A 15696-nucleotide genomic window follows, 5' to 3' on the forward strand; every position below is an offset into this window, starting at 1 on the left:
GAACTAAATGAAATATACAGCGGCATTATACTATAACGATTGGACTAAAATATACTAACCAATGGTATTAAATAGAGCAATTATAGAAAAATAAGTCAATTTGATAAAACAGTAAACCTATTTTTTATAATAACAGTTCAAATTAAAGCCATCCCAATTTTAATCGGGATGGCTTTTTGTTGTAAATTATTCGTTTTTTTAATACTTAAGGAATTCATTACCAAAGCTGGTGTACTTCCGGCTTTATGTATTGCTCATAAATTGCATTCATTGCCACAATTTTTTCGGGGGTCAATTTCGGTAAATCATACACCGATAAATTAGACTGTACGTGACTCACTTTTGATGCGCCCGGAATAATACAACTGATAGCATCAAAACTTAAAATCCATTGTAAAGCAATCGGAGCCAAATTAGTCACGCCAGGGAATAAGGCTTTCAAGGCTTCCACCGCTTTCAAACCTAATTCATAATTAATGCCTGAGAAGGTTTCGCCTTTGTCAAAAGCCGCCCCATTTCGATTGAAATTTCTGTGGTCTTGGGTGTCAAAAGTTGTTTCAGCATTAAATTTTCCTGTTAGAAGTCCACTGGCTAATGGTACTCTTGCTATGATACCAATATCACGCTTTTGTGCTTCCTTGAAAAACAGTTCTGACGGTCGTTGACGGAAAAGGTTAAAGATGATTTGAACCGTTGTTACATTTGGATATTCAATGGCTTTTAATGCTTCCTCCACTTTTTCTACACTGACTCCCAGATTTAAAATCTTTCCTTGTTCCTTTAAACGATCAAACATTTCAAAAATTTCCGGGCGGTAAAATACCTGGTTCGGAGGACAATGCAATTGAATTAGATCCAGTGTTTCCAGTCCGGTTCTTTTCAGGCTATCCTCTACAAATTTTTGTAGCACCTTGGGTTGATAGCCTTCATTAACATGAGGATTTATTTGTCGTCCACATTTTGTAGCCACATAGATTCGTTCTGAACGGGATCGAACTACTCTGCCTACAGCAGTTTCGCTCAATCCATTTTCGTAAACATCGGCTGTGTCAATAAAATTCACACCATTATCAATGGCGGTATTGATCAGTTCGTCTGCGGTTTTGTCATTGAAGGGAGAACCCCATTTTCCTCCCACTTGCCAAGTGCCAAGCGATATTTCGGAGATTTTAAAATCTGTTTTACCTAGTTTTCGATAGTTCATTTTTTTAGTATTTATTCTTAACGGTTATCTAATTATTGTTTTGTACCTCACAAGTATGGCTGTTATTTTGCCTTTTTTGGGGTCTGTTTTTTCAATAAAATTTTAGCTATGGCTTCTTCGGCAAGAGGTTCCATTACTTGGTATCCTGCTTTATTAGGGTGTACGCCATCCTCTGAGTAGGTAGCTTTCAATCCTTTTTGTGCATCCACCATGGCCGAATAATAATCAAGGTACATAATCCCATTGGCATCGGCATACTTCTTTATCATTTCATTCAAAGTTACAATATTTTCAGCGGGATGAAGTCCATGTTTCCAAGGAAAATCAAAAGCGGGAAGCACCGAACATAGAATCACTTTGATGTGGTTCGCCTTTGCCAGTTCGACCATCGAAAAAATATTGCCTGTTATCATCTCTAGCGTAGAAGGACCAGTATTTTCGGCAATGTCATTGACACCGGCTAATAGTAGCACAACAGATGGTTTTAAAGCAATCACGTCGGCTCTGAAACGAATCAGCATTTGTGGAGTGGTTTGTCCGCTAATGCCCCGATTGACATACGGTTTTCCGGAAAAAAATTCAGGGCAAAGGACAGACCAGAATTCAGTTATGGAATCTCCCATAAACACAATCCTGCTTTGTCCAGATGCCGGTAGACCGAGAGCGGCATTTTCATTTTGGTATTTATTTAAATTTGGCCAGTCCTGAGCCTGTAATTGTTCTCCCATAAAGATTGATAAAAAAATGATACAATAAATTAATTTTAGGTTTTTCATTAGTAATTTGATTAGATAGTTATAAAGCAACAATTGAGTTCTATTGAATTAGAATAAAACGATAAGGTACTCCTTATTTCAAAACTAAAAAAGATTTTCTTTATTTAGAGTCAACGTGATATAAAAAAGAAGACTACTCTGATAAAGTTAAGCATTTAATCAAACAAATCCGAAGACAAATAACGATCGCCTCGGTCACAAATAATGGCAACCACAACTCCAGAATCCAATTGATTGGCTACTTTTAGCGCAACGGCAACGGCACCTCCACTACTCATTCCGGCAAAAATTCCTTCTTCGAGTGCCAACCGTTTGGTCATATCTCGCGCTTCCTGTTCGCTTACTTCCATAATGGTATCCACCTTTGAAGCATCAAATATCTTGGGCAAATATTCCTGTGGCCATTTCCTGATTCCTGGTATCTGGGAACCATCACTTGGCTGTGTGCCAATAATTTGGATGGCTGCATTTTTCTCTTTCAAATAGGTGGAAGTTCCTATGATAGTTCCCGTGGTTCCCATCGCTGACACAAAGTGGGTTACGGTTCCTTGGGTGTCATTCCATATTTCCGGACCTGTAGTTTTGTAATGCGCTTTCCAGTTGTCGGCATTGGCAAATTGATTCAACATGATGTAACCTCCTTCGGCAATCTTCTTATCGGCATAATCCCTCGAACCAATAATTCCTTCGTTAGCTGGTGTTAAAATAACTGTCGCGCCGTAAGCACGCATGGTTTGAACCCGTTCTTTGGTGGAGTCTTCCGGAAGCACCAGTTCAATTTTTATGTTGAATAATTGGGCAATCATGGCCAAAGCTATTCCGGTGTTGCCACTGGTGGCTTCGATGAGTTTGTCTCCCTTTTTGATGTCTCCTCTTTCTAATGCGGACACTACCATATTGTAGGCCGGACGGTCTTTTACGCTTCCCCCGGGATTGTTTCCCTCAAGCTTCAATAAAAGTTTCACATTCTTATTTTTAACCAAATTTGTAGTTTCCACCAAAGGGGTATTCCCAATTAGGTCTACTATTTTTTGTGGCTTCATCTATTTTAGCTCTTTTATTTTTACTTCTGTGGCTGTGGTATTGGTTACTATGGATTTTGCAGGAATCGATTTTGTAATCCATGTATTTCCACCAATAATACTGTTTTTTCCAATGATGGTTTCTCCTCCCAAAATGGTTGCATTGGCATAAATACAAACATTTTTCTCTACGGTAGGGTGTCTTTTTTTGTTTTTCATGTATTTACTGACACTCAATGCACCCAAAGTAACTCCTTGGTACAATTTCACGTGTTTTTCAATGACCGTTGTTTCTCCAATTACAATCCCGGTAGCATGGTCAATAAAGAATGGAGAAGCAATGGTTGCGCCTGCGTGAATATCGGTTCCGGTAATTTGATGTGCATATTCACTCATTAATCTAGAAAAAAGTAACATGTCTAAAAGGTACAATTCATGGCTCAATCTATAAATGGCAATGGCATAAAATCCAGGATAAGCCAAATATACTTCTTCTATACTGTTAGAAGCTGGATCGTTTTCCAAGATGTAAGTGGCATCCATATTTAAATTTTCTAGGACTGAAGGCAGTTTTTCAAGAAACTGGTCCCAAACAGAATCGTGGGAGTCTGTCGGTTTTTTGCATGCGATTACAGAAATTTCCTTGAATAGTTTTTCAAGTTCGCCAATGCTTTGGCTTAAAGGCGCATTGGTATCAAATAAAGTGTAAAACAGTTTTTCGGTAAACGCTTCTACTTTTGTCTTGATTCCGTAATTAATGGAAAAATGGCTCTTTAACGCTGCAATATTTTGGAGGATTAGATCTTTTGTCACGATTGTGGAATTGAATTATTAATAGAAAGTGGTAAAAGTAAGGTGTTTTTAGAAATTGCCGTAACAATTAGGTAAATAAATTTGCATAATGATTAGGACGAAAAACCACAAAAGGCGAAGATGAATTGTCATTTATGTAAATGTGATTTTATAAATATGTAAATTAGCCTGTAAATTAATTTATACGAAGATCAATTCAATTTTTATTAGTTATATCACGAAAAAGGAATGTCTTGTTTTTAGCTTTTTAAAGAATCTAATAAAAATATAAAAGATGAACAATAGAGTAAAACTAAAAAATAAACTCTCTCGTTTTTGGAAACTTCTTGGGCCAGGACTTGTAACAGGAGCTAGTGATGATGACCCTTCAGGTATTGCAACCTACTCACAGGCAGGAGCTGTTTATGGGCTTTCAACGCTGTGGACTGCACTAATTGCATTTCCTTTAATGGCTGCAATTCAGCAAATGTGTGCCCGAATTGGTTTGGTTACTTCCCAAGGCTTAACGGGAGCGCTTAGAAATAATTATCCAAAACCTGTTTTGTACTTAATGTTACTGTTTAGTTTTCCTGCTATTGTAATGAATATTGGCGCTGATATTGCAGGAATGGGTGCAGTGGGAAACCTATTGTTTCCAACAATTGATGCTACTTACTTTAGTGTTTTGTTTACAATAATACTCTTGGGGTTAATTATATATTTACCCTATCAAAAAATTGCTTCTACGTTAAAATACCTTTGTATAGTTATGTTGGTTTATTTTATAGTGCCGTTTCTTTATAAACAAGATTTTACACAAATTCTTAAGGCTACCTTTATTCCTAGTATTAAATTCGACAAGGATTTTATGGGTATTCTTGTTGGTATTCTTGGAACCACAATATCACCTTACCTCTTTTTTTGGCAAGCATCTGTAGAAGTGGAGGAAATGAATAAAGGCAAAAAACACTTGATAGTGAATAAAAGGATAATTCATGAAATGAAGGAAGATGTCGATTTTGGAATGTCATTTTCGGGTTTTGTAATGTATTTTATCATTCTTACTACGGGAACAGTACTATTTAATGGAGGTATTCATCAGATTGACACAGTAGAACAAGCCGCTATGGCATTAAAACCATTGGCAGGAAATTTGGCCTATCTTCTTTTTGCTATTGGAATAATTGGTACAGGTCTTATTGCAATTCCTGTTTTAAGTGGTTCACTTTCGTATATTATTACCGAAACTTTTGGTTGGGAGCAAGGGCTTAACAAAAAATTCCATGAAGCAAAAGCATTTTATAGTGTTATTGGTGTTTCATTAATACTGGGCTTGTCATTGAATTATATTGGTATTTCACCAATCAAGGCATTGATTTATACCGCCATTCTTTATGGATTGACCGCGCCGGTTTTAATTGCCATTATTCTTCATATTTCCAACAACAAAAAAGTTATGGGAAAATTCACAAATGGCAGGACATCAAACATTCTGGGCTTTGCAGCATTAATTATTATGACGGTTGCTGCTGTAGCTTTAATTTACCTGCAACTAACAACTGATTAACTTGAAATAGAAATATGTTTAACAAGTAAAAAAGAGGTTTGTTGAAAACCTCTTTTTTACTATTACTTATGTTGAATTTTATTAGAAATTCTAGTATTTTACGATCGTGTGCGTTTCGGTATGATTATCGAACGTTATGGTTATGAACATTGTACTGTATGAAATTAACTTTTATACAATGTATGTCCTTCGGTGCTACCGTCACTAAAATGGATAATTATATAGTATGTACTACCACTGAATAGATTACCAACATAGAAACCCGATGAATAATTATTGAAATATGATGTAGATTGAAGAACACCACTAATACTATATAATTCGGCTGTTGTTGGAGGACTATTTGGTTTAATATTTATATCAGCTAATGATATACCAGTAGCAGTTCCAGCAGGATTTGGATAAACTATAAAATATTCTGCCGGTGGTGTTGGAGGTACAACTGGCGTTGTTGTTCCATCATTCCAAGTATAAGTTCTCCATTGTCCCCAAGCACAAGAATTTCTTACCCTACATCTAAATTGTAGTGGATTGTCAGTAGGATTTGCTCCTGTGATATAAATATTTCCTTGTATTCCTGTATGTGTTGCACTATTATACTGTCCGTTTTCCAAGAAATAAAAATTTCCATAAATTTTCTCCCATTGCCAATCTGAATCTAAAGGAGTATAACTACCTAAAGGAGCAGACAAAGAGAAAGCTAAATAATTGTTGTTTGCAGTAACGTTTAAAGAGCAAGGAGCACTTTCTGTAACACAAGTATAGCCGTCTATTGAAGCCATTGGTGTACCAACAGTTATTGAAAAACTTGTCTTATCAACCCATTGTCCGCAAGGATTTGTTATTCTAGCATTAACATAAAATAGGCCTTGCGACTGTGCAGTAACTGTAACTTGTGAGTTAGTACCGCCGCTTACTGTCGCTATTCCCGAATTTGAACTACTCCAAGTCACTGTGTTTCCTGCTCCAGCATCTATTGTAAATATTGATGTGCTTTGTAGGGTACAAAAGGAACTTGTTCCTCCAGATATTACTGCCGTACTTGTAAAGGGTGTAAAATCTATAGTGCATTTTAGTTGTGTTTGTGCAACACTGTTGTAAATAGGAGTTACATAAACAGATGCTGGTAAAGTATTTCCATTTGCAGATGTTAAAGTTATAGAATTCGTCGAAGTGTTAATTGTTGCGGGAGCAGGACTGCCACCGTAGAGCCAACCATTATTAACACCAAGATTCCAAACATAAGAAACGGAGCAAGCTGTTGAACTCGAAGCATTAACTGTAAATATTTGTGTAGGTGTGGTGCCACAAGCTATTTGCATTGATGCAGGCGAAATACTAAACGTTGGGATTGGTCTTACAATACTGACATATCTAGCTGTTCCCTGAAAAAAAGCATTACTGCAATCGCTTTTTGCTATGTATTGGAGAACTGAACCTCCTCCTGTACTTGCATCGGGAGTTAAGGTAACACTACCACTTGCTGATATCCAATTACTTCCTGTTGATAGTATGCCGTTTAATCTCCAACCAGCAGGAATTATGTAATCGTAGTTGTTAATGGAACCAAAATAGGTAATAGGATTTGTTGAAATATCCCTATACTGATCACCAGTAATACTAAACGGTATTGAAGTTGTTTCACACATTGGGGCAACAATTTGACTCACCGTATTACCTTCTTTATAACCTCCAAATAAGGATTTCACCTTGGTAAATGGAAAAGAGTATGAACCATTTGAATAAGTTACAGTAAAAACTTGTGTGCCACTAGTATCAGAAAATTTTCCTTTAAACGTCACGCTTGTTCCGCTACCAGATGGAAATTGAGTAACAGTAGCACCCGCAGAAGCATTAAGTGTACTATAATTACCAGGTAATGTCAATGTAAAAACATATTCTTGATTTGGGCAAAATTCACCAGTTTGAACAGGTGCAATGGTTTGAGCACTTGCAACTGTTGTTGCAATTAATATATACAGGCATAATAATTTTTTCATAATTTTTATAATTTTAACGTTTTTCTAAATGTATTTGAAATCCGACTGCTACCTGAAATCCTTTTTCTTGATTTGATGGGTAATAAGGATTTTTTATTTTCTCGATAGAAGTTTTATAGCCAAGCAATACCTCTATACCTACTGATGAATTAAAAAATATTTCAGGACCTACTAGAAAAGTGAACTTATTCAAAGAACCTCTTTCTTTAGGAGGTATATTCATACTCGAAACCCCTAATTGATAGTTTACTTCTGTTAGTATATTAAATGGCTTGTCTTTACTTAAAAAATAATATCTAGCAAATGGTCCTAGAGAAAATTTATAAGTATCTTGTGAACCTCCACTCCAGTTTGGGTCATTTGAAATTGTTTTACTTTTAATACGAGTATAAGTAGGCGTAACTCCTAAAACAAGTTTATCGATAACAAAATAACCCACTTTTGCAGATATCTCAATATCTTGGTTAGACCAGTTAACATTTGCTTCGAGTCCTGTAGGTTGATATATAAAAGTTTGCTCCTGTCTATAAGAATCAAACGAACCTGTTCCTCCAACCATCCAGTTGCCTTTAGTGATTTGAGCGTTTGAAGAAAGTGAAAATAACAATGTAGCGATAAAAAGTAATTTAATTGAGTTCATAATATTTAAGGTTTAAATTGTTTTTAAAAAGAGTGGTTTTTTTTCATATTTTTGTGGTGTTAAGTTAAACTTTTGTGAGAGATTGTTTTTCTTTACGATGAGAAGCTGTTCGCCTTGCGAATGGCTTTCTTTTTTTGTGTGGGGTTATTTCATAATTTTTATTTTTTTAGAATTAAATGACAATACTGTTTTCTAATTAAGTTTATTTATCAAAATTATAACTAATGAATCATAGTATATTACGGTTTTTTAGTCTTTTTTTTACGGTTTTTTATTTTTATTGATTTAAACAAACTTCCAACAATTAATAGTTTAAAAGACAAAGCAATAAATATAAAAATAGTCTAATAAAAACATTCAACAATCAAAAGAATCTTACATTTAACAAAATTGGCAGTTTTACTGTAAACTTTGTTAAAATTTAGGTTGTGTTTAAAATGAAAAATTGATATAAAAGGAATTTCATCATAATAATCAAGAATCCTTTTCAATAGTAAATGATGTTGTTTTAAAGTTCATTACTTTTGAAATCTCATACCAAGTGTTGAATATAAATCAAAATAAATTAAGGAAGAAGATGTTAGTTAAAGGAGATAAAGTTTCAGTTCTGGATGAAGCCATAAATGGAGTGGTGTTTGCGGTCAAAGACAAGGAAGTCGCCATTGAAACCGAAGATGGTTTTATGATGACATTTTCTGTCAATGAGTTGCTTAAAGTTAACGATTCCAGCAACTTGATGGATTCTATCAAAAGAATTAATGTAGGAGAGATTGCTAAAGAAAAAGAAATTCCAAAACCAAGAAGTTTCGTCAAAGAACGCAAAGACAAGTATGAGATTTCAGCACCGGAATTTGATTTGCATATCGAAAAACTGGTTCCCAATAAAAGGGGAATGTCTAATTATGACATTCTGACTTTACAATCTGAAACAGCAAAACGACACATAGAATTTGCCATAAGAAATCGAATTCCGAAAATCGTTTTTATTCACGGAGTTGGCGAAGGAATACTAAAATCGGAACTGGATTTTTTATTGGGTCGTTATGATAATATAGCTTTTCAAGACGCCAATTATCAAAAATATGGTCTTGGTGCAACAGAAGTTTTTATTAAACAAAACAGTAAATAAGATAGAATTAGTTGGTCAATAATTCGCCATATATATAATTATCGCCAAGCGAGAAGTCACTATTTCCTTTCTTCAAAGTTGCTTTTTTGATAACGATGGTGTGTTTAAAACCTGTTCCATTTGTTGTCGTGGTCACCTCAACGATACCACTTACGCCTGATATTCCAGCTACGGCATCCCACTCTTCACTTATTGCAGGAGATGTCGGAATTGTTGCATTACAAAAATAATCGGCTGTAAGAAGACCAGCATATAAGCTATAAGTAAGTTTATTTGTAGTGGCACTGATTACCCCTGTTCTTGGTGAATTCAAAGGTGTTGCGGCACTAACAATCAAAGTGGGGTCAATATCCAATGTTAAAGCTTCGCTACTGGTATGATTATAGATTAAATTCGGAGAGTTGACACTGCATCTTTCTACTGTTTTATCAAAACCAAAAGGCAAGGGAGTTGAAGGTGTTACATAATCCCCAAAAGGAAAAGTTTCATAAACTTGGGTTCCGTTATTTTTTGCAAAAGTGATATTCTTGAAACTAATATTATGATTGTAACCAGTAATTTTTGTACTATTATCAGTAGCATTTGTTGTTTTTACAGCGGTGGTAATTATTTGAATTATTCCTGCTGTAGCAGTCCATTGGTCAGTGACGATTGGCGTTGCAGGCGGTATTGTTTCACAAATATTATTGGCAGACACGGTTCCGTTATAAAACCGGTAAACCACACGATTGGTGCTGTTAATATCTATTTCTGTGGGGGCGTCAACTAAAGTCGGTTCGTTTAGAAACGAACTTTTAGGAATTTCAAGGAGTAATGCTTCTTCAGGCTTTAGTTTATAGATGATATTATTTTCACTGCAACTTTGTGTTGCGACATTTTCAAAATTAATAGTTTCCAAAACTAAATTACCGTCATTACAACCGTTTAATAACATCACAAAAAACAATAGACTCGCAACTCTTTTCATCGTATAAAATATTTTGGTCAAAAATAGTGAAAAAATTGGCAATTGATAGTAGAGAAATCACAATTGATATTTCATAACTTTGCGATAATGAAAAAAGTATATCTTGATAACGCCTCAACAACGCAACTCCGTCCTGAAGTCATTCAGGAAATGACCAAAGTTTTATCTGGGGACTATGGAAATCCGTCGTCAACTCACAGTATTGGTCGGAATGCCAAAAGTGTTCTGGAACTTTCCAGAAAGTCAATCGCCAAATATTTGAATAGTTCGGCACAGGAAATTACTTTTACTTCTTGTGGCACCGAAGCTAATAATTGGATACTTCGCTCGTCGGTTAAAGATTTAAAGGTGAAACGAATTATTACCAGTAAAATAGAACACCACGCCGTTTTATATGTGGTTCAAGCCTTGCAAAAAGAGTTTGAAATTCAAGTGGATTATGTGGCTATAAAGCCAAATGGTGAAATTGATATTACTGATTTAGTGGAGTTGCTTTCGCAAGAAACGAAAACCTTGGTAAGTTTGATGCACGTGAACAACGAAATAGGAACTGTTTTGGATGTGGATAAAGTAGGGCGGATTTGTGAGCAACACAACGCACTTTTTCACTCGGATATGGTGCAATCCGTAGGGAAAACTGAAATTGATTTGAAAGCGTTGCCTATTGATTTTATGGTGGCAAGCGCACATAAATTTCACGGACCCAAAGGGGTTGGTTTTGCTTTTGTTCGAAAAAATTCGGGATTACAACCGCTGTTTTATGGAGGTGAACAGGAAAAAGGCTTGCGTCCGGGAACCGAAGCGGTACATCAAATTGCAGGAATGGCAAAGGCATTGGAATTTTCTTATGCTAATTTGGAAACCGAAAGACAGCATATTTCCGAATTGAAAACCTATTTGGTTGAGCAGCTTGAAATTGAATTTCCAGCGTTTGAAATCAACGGTATCCAAGATGGTTTTTACACTATTTTGAATGTATTAATGCCTTTCTCGGAAGATAAAACGGCGATGATTTTATTTCATCTAGATATGAAGGGAATCGCAATTTCACGCGGAAGTGCCTGTCAGTCAGGGAGTATAAGGCCATCACACGTTTTGGCAGAAATGCTTTCGAACGACGATTTAAAAAAGCCCAGTTTGCGTATTTCTTTCAGTCATTATAACACGAAACAAGATATTGATTTGTTGATTGAAGGTTTAAAAAGTATATGAATCCTATTTTAAAATCTACCTTTTTTGGTTGAAATAGTTAACTTTAAGACACCTTGTTTTGCTTATATATCAATCACTTTTGTCTGATTGGCATTTTTTTTAGCATGTTTTCCCATTATTAATTGTGACTTGAAAAAACACAAGGTTGATTCTGCCCCTTGATTAATATTAACGTGTTTATCTTCAAGGCCGTCATAAGAAGCTCCGTTTTCTGGATTATACATAATTTGTTTAAGGTGATTATTTCCTAGAAACCAGATGAAAGCCAGTTCAAGTTGATCTTTATATTTAATATTCCCGGTTACTTCATAAAACAAATCCAAAGTAATAATTGTAGTGGCCACTTCAATAGGTTGTTCTCCATAGAATACTCTTTCATTTTCCTTTTTAAACCATCCTTTATTTGAAATTACTTTTAGCTGCCCTTTCATAAAATAATGTGACAAAAGAAAATCAAAGGTAATTATGGCAATTTTCTTATATTTATGGTTTCCCGTGGCCAAATAACTATACAGCATTGCTTCGGGCAACACATTATTGGCATATGTCATATAGTCTTCATACCAGCACCAATTTTTTTCTGAATTGATGTGATAATGATTCAATAGATTATCGGCAAGTTGCTCTATATATTTCTTTATTGTTTCCTTTGGATTTATCGAATAGTAACCGTAAAGGCCTTTTATGGTATAGGCAATGGCTCGTGGAGAAGTGATTTCGTAAATATTTTCTAGTGCCTTATCCCAGCATTTTTCTGCTCGCCGTACCAAATCTAAAGGAAGTGTATGCTTATGAGCAATCACATAACCCAAAGCCCATAATGCTCTTCCGTTGGCATCATCAAGATTGACTTCTGAATTTTGTGGTGTTAATTGACATTCATAATTTTTGTAATTATCAAAACGGCCATTGTCTCGCTGGATATCTTCTATAAAACTTAAATAGGTATTTGCCAGTTTCAAAGCAGTGTCATCCTGACAATAATTATGATACATTACCATATTTATTAATGCTCTTGCATTGTCATCTAACGTATAGCCTGATACTGGATCAGGCTGGCTAAAGTTTGAAAATTGAAGTATTCCCACTCCCGTGGTAAGTTCCTTAATATGGTTTAATTTGATTGGTGGTAAATTGAAGCTCAAATCTTCTTCCCTGTTAGTTAATTTACCGAAAAGGAGTCCATATTGAATGGCAATATTTTCCCATGTTGTTGCATGGGATAAGGAATAAGCATTTTTTCCCATCGCAATTCGTTCCTCTTTGCTTTCGATAAGTTTTAATATCGCTTTTTGAAACTCTTCGGGTTTATCAAACCCGTTTAACAATATTCCGTTCCCTTCTTTGAGGGCTTCAACAGCGTGGGGTATTGGGGTAGAAATGACGGCACAGCCGCAACTCATGGCGTAAGCAAAGGTGCCGCTTACAGCTTGATTGGGGTCTTTGGAAGTAAACAGATAAATGTCTGATAGGGTTAAATATTTAAGTAACTGCTTTAATTCAAGATATTCATTGATAAAAACAACATTCTTCTCTAAATGAAGTTTCTGTACAATATCCATGAGCATATTGCAGTATTTTTCTCCTTCTCTTTTTATAATTTCGGGATGTGTTTTTCCAATCACCAAGTAAATAACTTCAGGATGTTTAGCAATGATTTCAGGTAAAGAATATAATACTGTTTCAATGTTTTTATTTTCGCTAATTAACCCAAATGTGGACATCACTATTTTATCGGAATAGTGATATTTGGTTTTTAATATTTCCTTTTGCTCCCAAAGCACGATATGAGTGCCGTGTGGTATCACATTTATTTTCGACTTTTGACAATTATATTGGTTTGTTAAAATCTCTTGTGAATTATTTGTGAGGACTACGATTCTATTTGATAAATCAATAATTGCCTGAACCACTTTTTTTCTTTTTTCATCTGGATTTGGTAATACCGTGTGAAAAACCGTTATAATTGGTTTGTTTAGCGCCAATAAGAATGCGAGAAGATAATCACCATACTCTCCACCATAAAGTCCAAATTCATGTTGGATGCAAACCAGTCCAATATCATTTCGTTCATTTATTTTCTCTGCAACCAGGCGATATTCATCTATGGAAGCGGTAGATAAAATATATTTCACTTCATTTCCGTATTCAAAATGGTTCATTTCATTTTGCAAAGCACAGACTTCAATGGGAAGTGTATGCCCAAAAACCTTTTTCACAGAATTTACAATATCGTTAGAAAAAGTTGCTATTCCGCACTCTCGGGGTGGATAAGAACTTACAATTAGCATTTTTATTCCTTTCTCAAATTTCATGTTAACTTTTTTAAGGTTGTTTTCTTAATTCATGAAGCAATTCGTTTATGTCCATTTTTGCAACGGCTATATGTTTATCTGCTGCACCGTAGTATATGTAAAGATCATTTCCGAATAAAGCAGAACCGGTTGGGAAGACAATATTATCGACAGTACCTTCCTTTTCCCAATCTTTAATGGGAGAAAAGAGTGGATAGGGCAATCTGGAAATCTCCATTTCGGGTTTTTCCAAATGCAATAAAGCGGCCTTGGCATGGTACATTCTTCCTGTCGTAGTCTCATGTACGCCATGATAAATTAACAGCCATCCATCAGGCGTTTCAATTGGTGGTACTCCGGCTCCAATATAATTCATTTCATAAGGATCTTTTGGATCCAGAACAATATGATCGGTCAAGTTCATAAGATAATCTTCCCAAAAGGATGGTGTTAAATCTTTCCAATTGTCAAATTTCACAATTTGAATTCCTGGCCAGATTCTGTGCAAAAGGACAAACTGCCCGTTTATTTTCCTTGGGAACAATACCACGTCTTTATCGCGGAGTAAACGGGTCTCATCACCCACCAATCCTATTTGCGAAAAAAGATTATAATATTGATGGTATTTGGGGTTTAGTTTAGCTGCATCACAACAATTCACATGACTTTCATACTCTTGATAGTTTACTTTGGGCGTAATTATTCCGTGTTTTTCAAAATGGATCAAATCTTTTGAAGTGGCGAGTGCTCCCATGGCATTGATGCCGTCATAAGCGGTGTAAGTTATATAATAAAGATCTTCAATTTTTACGATTCTGGCGTCTTCAACTCCCTGTTTTTCGTAATCAAAATCACGCTTCATTATAGGGTAATCAAGTCTTTCTATTATTTTAAGCGGACCATCTGTTTTTGCGTATCCAATAGTAGAGAAATTCCCATCTTCTACAGCCCTATATAAAATATGTACAGTATTCCCTTCCTGGTAAATGCCGGGGTTTAATACCCCATTCTTTTCAAAATCCCTTTCGGTGGGACTTAGAATAATACCAAGTTTTTCTACTGTAATCATAATTTAATGATTTAATACTGTTTTTCAAATAGTCTACTTTTTAATTTCATTCAACTTGGCAGCTTTCGCTTTTGCTTTTTCTTGTTTTTTAAAATAACCCCGAAATAAGAAATTGTGCTTTAATGCTTCCATATTTTCATTCAAACGGAAACTGGCTTCGTTGATATTGGTCATCGTAGAATCTATTTTTTGAACTAATTGTGGGTCGTTGGAAAGGTGGTTTATAACGCCTTTACCGTCCTTGACATTCAGAATGGTGGCATTAAGATTAGTAATGACTTTGTCTATTTCGGTGCTCGATTTGTTTAAATTAGTTACCATTTTTTTTATTTTATTGGCTACAGCCGAGTCTTTTATTACACCAACGACATTGTCTTTATTGTCCAATGAAGTAATGAGTTTATTTAATTTCGTTACCGTTTCCGAAGTTCCTTTGCTGGTTAATTTCAGATAACGCATAGTTTCTTTCATGTCTTTCGACATAATGGTGTCATTTATCAGTGAACCCAAAGTTCCTTTTCCTTGGATAATTGTATCAGTAATTTTGAGTAAATTAGCGGTAAGAGCAGCGGCATTTTTATTGGTTATGCTAAGTGTATTTAAAAGATCGTCGGTGCGAATGCGATTTTGGGAACGAATCTCGTCGCCTGGTTCAACAGAAGGCTCGTTGCCTTTACCCGGAAGAATGCTTATAATCATGTTGCCTACCAATCCGTCAGAACTTATGGTGGCAATTGCATCTTTTTTTATATGGGGAAAAATAGTTTTATCAATAATCATGTCGACACGTATGGTGGTATCGTTGATCATTTCAATTCCTCGAACAGTTCCCACACTTATTCCCGAATAACGCACATTGTTGCCTAGTTGTAAGCCACTTACATTATTGAAAACGGCTTCCAAATGATTTGTTTTTCCAAACATTTTTTGCTTGTCGCCAATGAAATAAACGGCAAGTATAAAAACCAATAATCCGATGATTACAAAAAAGCCTAGGCGAATTTTTTGTGATGCTGTTTTTTCC

13 protein-coding genes are annotated in these 15696 nt (G+C 35.5%); 3 read left to right on the forward strand and 10 right to left on the reverse strand.

Translation table 11 applies throughout. The annotated features are described in order from the left end of the window. Positions 1–217: 217 nt before the first annotated feature. The 4 genes from B2145_RS00180 to epsC form a co-directional block, all read right to left on the reverse strand. Positions 218–1204 carry an aldo/keto reductase gene (locus B2145_RS00180; protein WP_291096926.1) on the reverse strand — a complete coding sequence of 329 codons (987 nt, stop codon included), beginning with the start codon at positions 1202–1204 and terminating at the stop codon, positions 218–220. A 62-nt stretch (positions 1205–1266) separates the two neighbouring features. Beyond that, on the reverse strand, positions 1267–1980 hold the full coding sequence (locus B2145_RS00185) for an SGNH/GDSL hydrolase family protein (RefSeq protein WP_291096928.1): 714 nt from the start codon (positions 1978–1980) through the stop codon (positions 1267–1269). 155 nt (positions 1981–2135) lie between these two features. Next, positions 2136–3023, reverse strand: a complete 888-nt coding sequence (cysM, locus tag B2145_RS00190; RefSeq protein ID WP_291096930.1) for a cysteine synthase CysM — start codon at positions 3021–3023, stop codon at positions 2136–2138. Continuing rightward, a complete protein-coding gene (epsC, locus tag B2145_RS00195) occupies positions 3024–3815 on the reverse strand; it encodes a serine O-acetyltransferase EpsC (RefSeq protein ID WP_291096931.1) in 792 nt (263 codons plus the stop codon). Between the two features lie 274 nt (positions 3816–4089). On the opposite strand from epsC, the gene B2145_RS00200 reads away from it, so the two are divergent. Continuing rightward, positions 4090–5361 (forward strand): NRAMP family divalent metal transporter, encoded by a 1272-nt coding sequence (locus B2145_RS00200; RefSeq protein ID WP_291096933.1) that lies wholly within the window; start codon positions 4090–4092, stop codon positions 5359–5361. A gap of 164 nt (positions 5362–5525) precedes the next feature. On the opposite strand, the gene B2145_RS00205 is transcribed toward B2145_RS00200, so the two are convergent. Together B2145_RS00205 and B2145_RS00210 are read right to left on the reverse strand one after the other, a co-directional pair. Beyond that, a complete protein-coding gene (locus tag B2145_RS00205; protein ID WP_291096935.1) occupies positions 5526–7361 on the reverse strand; it encodes a T9SS type A sorting domain-containing protein in 1836 nt (611 codons plus the stop codon). A gap of 13 nt (positions 7362–7374) precedes the next feature. Continuing rightward, on the reverse strand, positions 7375–8001 hold the full coding sequence (locus B2145_RS00210; protein WP_291096937.1) for an outer membrane beta-barrel protein: 627 nt from the start codon (positions 7999–8001) through the stop codon (positions 7375–7377). 577 nt (positions 8002–8578) lie between these two features. Here B2145_RS00210 and B2145_RS00215 point away from each other — a divergent pair. Further along, a complete protein-coding gene (locus B2145_RS00215) occupies positions 8579–9130 on the forward strand; it encodes a Smr/MutS family protein (protein ID WP_291096939.1) in 552 nt (183 codons plus the stop codon). Between the two features lie 7 nt (positions 9131–9137). On the opposite strand, the gene B2145_RS00220 is transcribed toward B2145_RS00215, so the two are convergent. Further along, a complete protein-coding gene (locus B2145_RS00220) occupies positions 9138–10097 on the reverse strand; it encodes a hypothetical protein (RefSeq protein WP_291096941.1) in 960 nt (319 codons plus the stop codon). Between the two features lie 87 nt (positions 10098–10184). Between B2145_RS00220 and B2145_RS00225 the strand changes: the two genes are divergently transcribed. After that, complete coding sequence (locus tag B2145_RS00225) at positions 10185–11309, forward strand: cysteine desulfurase family protein (protein WP_291096943.1); 1125 nt, start codon at positions 10185–10187, stop codon at positions 11307–11309. Between the two features lie 62 nt (positions 11310–11371). Here the strand turns inward: B2145_RS00225 and B2145_RS00230 are convergent, their stop codons facing one another. From B2145_RS00230 to B2145_RS00240, 3 genes are read right to left on the reverse strand one after another with little or no spacing between them, the layout of a single operon-like run. Continuing rightward, on the reverse strand, positions 11372–13624 hold the full coding sequence (locus tag B2145_RS00230; protein ID WP_291096945.1) for a glycosyltransferase: 2253 nt from the start codon (positions 13622–13624) through the stop codon (positions 11372–11374). Between the two features lie 10 nt (positions 13625–13634). Further along, complete coding sequence (locus tag B2145_RS00235) at positions 13635–14672, reverse strand: pesticidal protein Cry7Aa (RefSeq protein ID WP_291096947.1); 1038 nt, start codon at positions 14670–14672, stop codon at positions 13635–13637. Positions 14673–14705: 33 nt separating this feature from the next. Continuing rightward, positions 14706–15596 (reverse strand): MlaD family protein, encoded by an 891-nt coding sequence (locus B2145_RS00240; protein WP_291096948.1) that lies wholly within the window; start codon positions 15594–15596, stop codon positions 14706–14708. Positions 15597–15696 lie beyond the last annotated feature (100 nt).

Source organism: Flavobacterium sp. UBA5153 (assembly GCA_002413745.1).
Lineage (GTDB): Bacteria > Bacteroidota > Bacteroidia > Flavobacteriales > Flavobacteriaceae > Flavobacterium.

Excerpts from the sequence above, each read along its gene's own strand:
- B2145_RS00180 (WP_291096926.1), bottom strand. The coding sequence starts at position 1,204 with ATGAACTATCGAAAACTAGGTAAAACAGATTTTAAAATCTCCGAAATA.
- B2145_RS00185 (WP_291096928.1), bottom strand. The coding sequence starts at position 1,980 with ATGAAAAACCTAAAATTAATTTATTGTATCATTTTTTTATCAATCTTT.
- cysM (WP_291096930.1), bottom strand. The coding sequence starts at position 3,023 with ATGAAGCCACAAAAAATAGTAGACCTAATTGGGAATACCCCTTTGGTG.
- B2145_RS00200 (WP_291096933.1), top strand. The coding sequence starts at position 4,090 with ATGAACAATAGAGTAAAACTAAAAAATAAACTCTCTCGTTTTTGGAAA.
- B2145_RS00205 (WP_291096935.1), bottom strand. The coding sequence starts at position 7,361 with ATGAAAAAATTATTATGCCTGTATATATTAATTGCAACAACAGTTGCA.
- B2145_RS00210 (WP_291096937.1), bottom strand. The coding sequence starts at position 8,001 with ATGAACTCAATTAAATTACTTTTTATCGCTACATTGTTATTTTCACTT.
- B2145_RS00215 (WP_291096939.1), top strand. The coding sequence starts at position 8,579 with ATGTTAGTTAAAGGAGATAAAGTTTCAGTTCTGGATGAAGCCATAAAT.
- B2145_RS00220 (WP_291096941.1), bottom strand. The coding sequence starts at position 10,097 with ATGAAAAGAGTTGCGAGTCTATTGTTTTTTGTGATGTTATTAAACGGT.
- B2145_RS00225 (WP_291096943.1), top strand. The coding sequence starts at position 10,185 with ATGAAAAAAGTATATCTTGATAACGCCTCAACAACGCAACTCCGTCCT.
- B2145_RS00230 (WP_291096945.1), bottom strand. The coding sequence starts at position 13,624 with ATGAAATTTGAGAAAGGAATAAAAATGCTAATTGTAAGTTCTTATCCA.
- B2145_RS00235 (WP_291096947.1), bottom strand. The coding sequence starts at position 14,672 with ATGATTACAGTAGAAAAACTTGGTATTATTCTAAGTCCCACCGAAAGG.
- B2145_RS00240 (WP_291096948.1), bottom strand. The coding sequence starts at position 15,596 with ATGTTTGGAAAAACAAATCATTTGGAAGCCGTTTTCAATAATGTAAGT.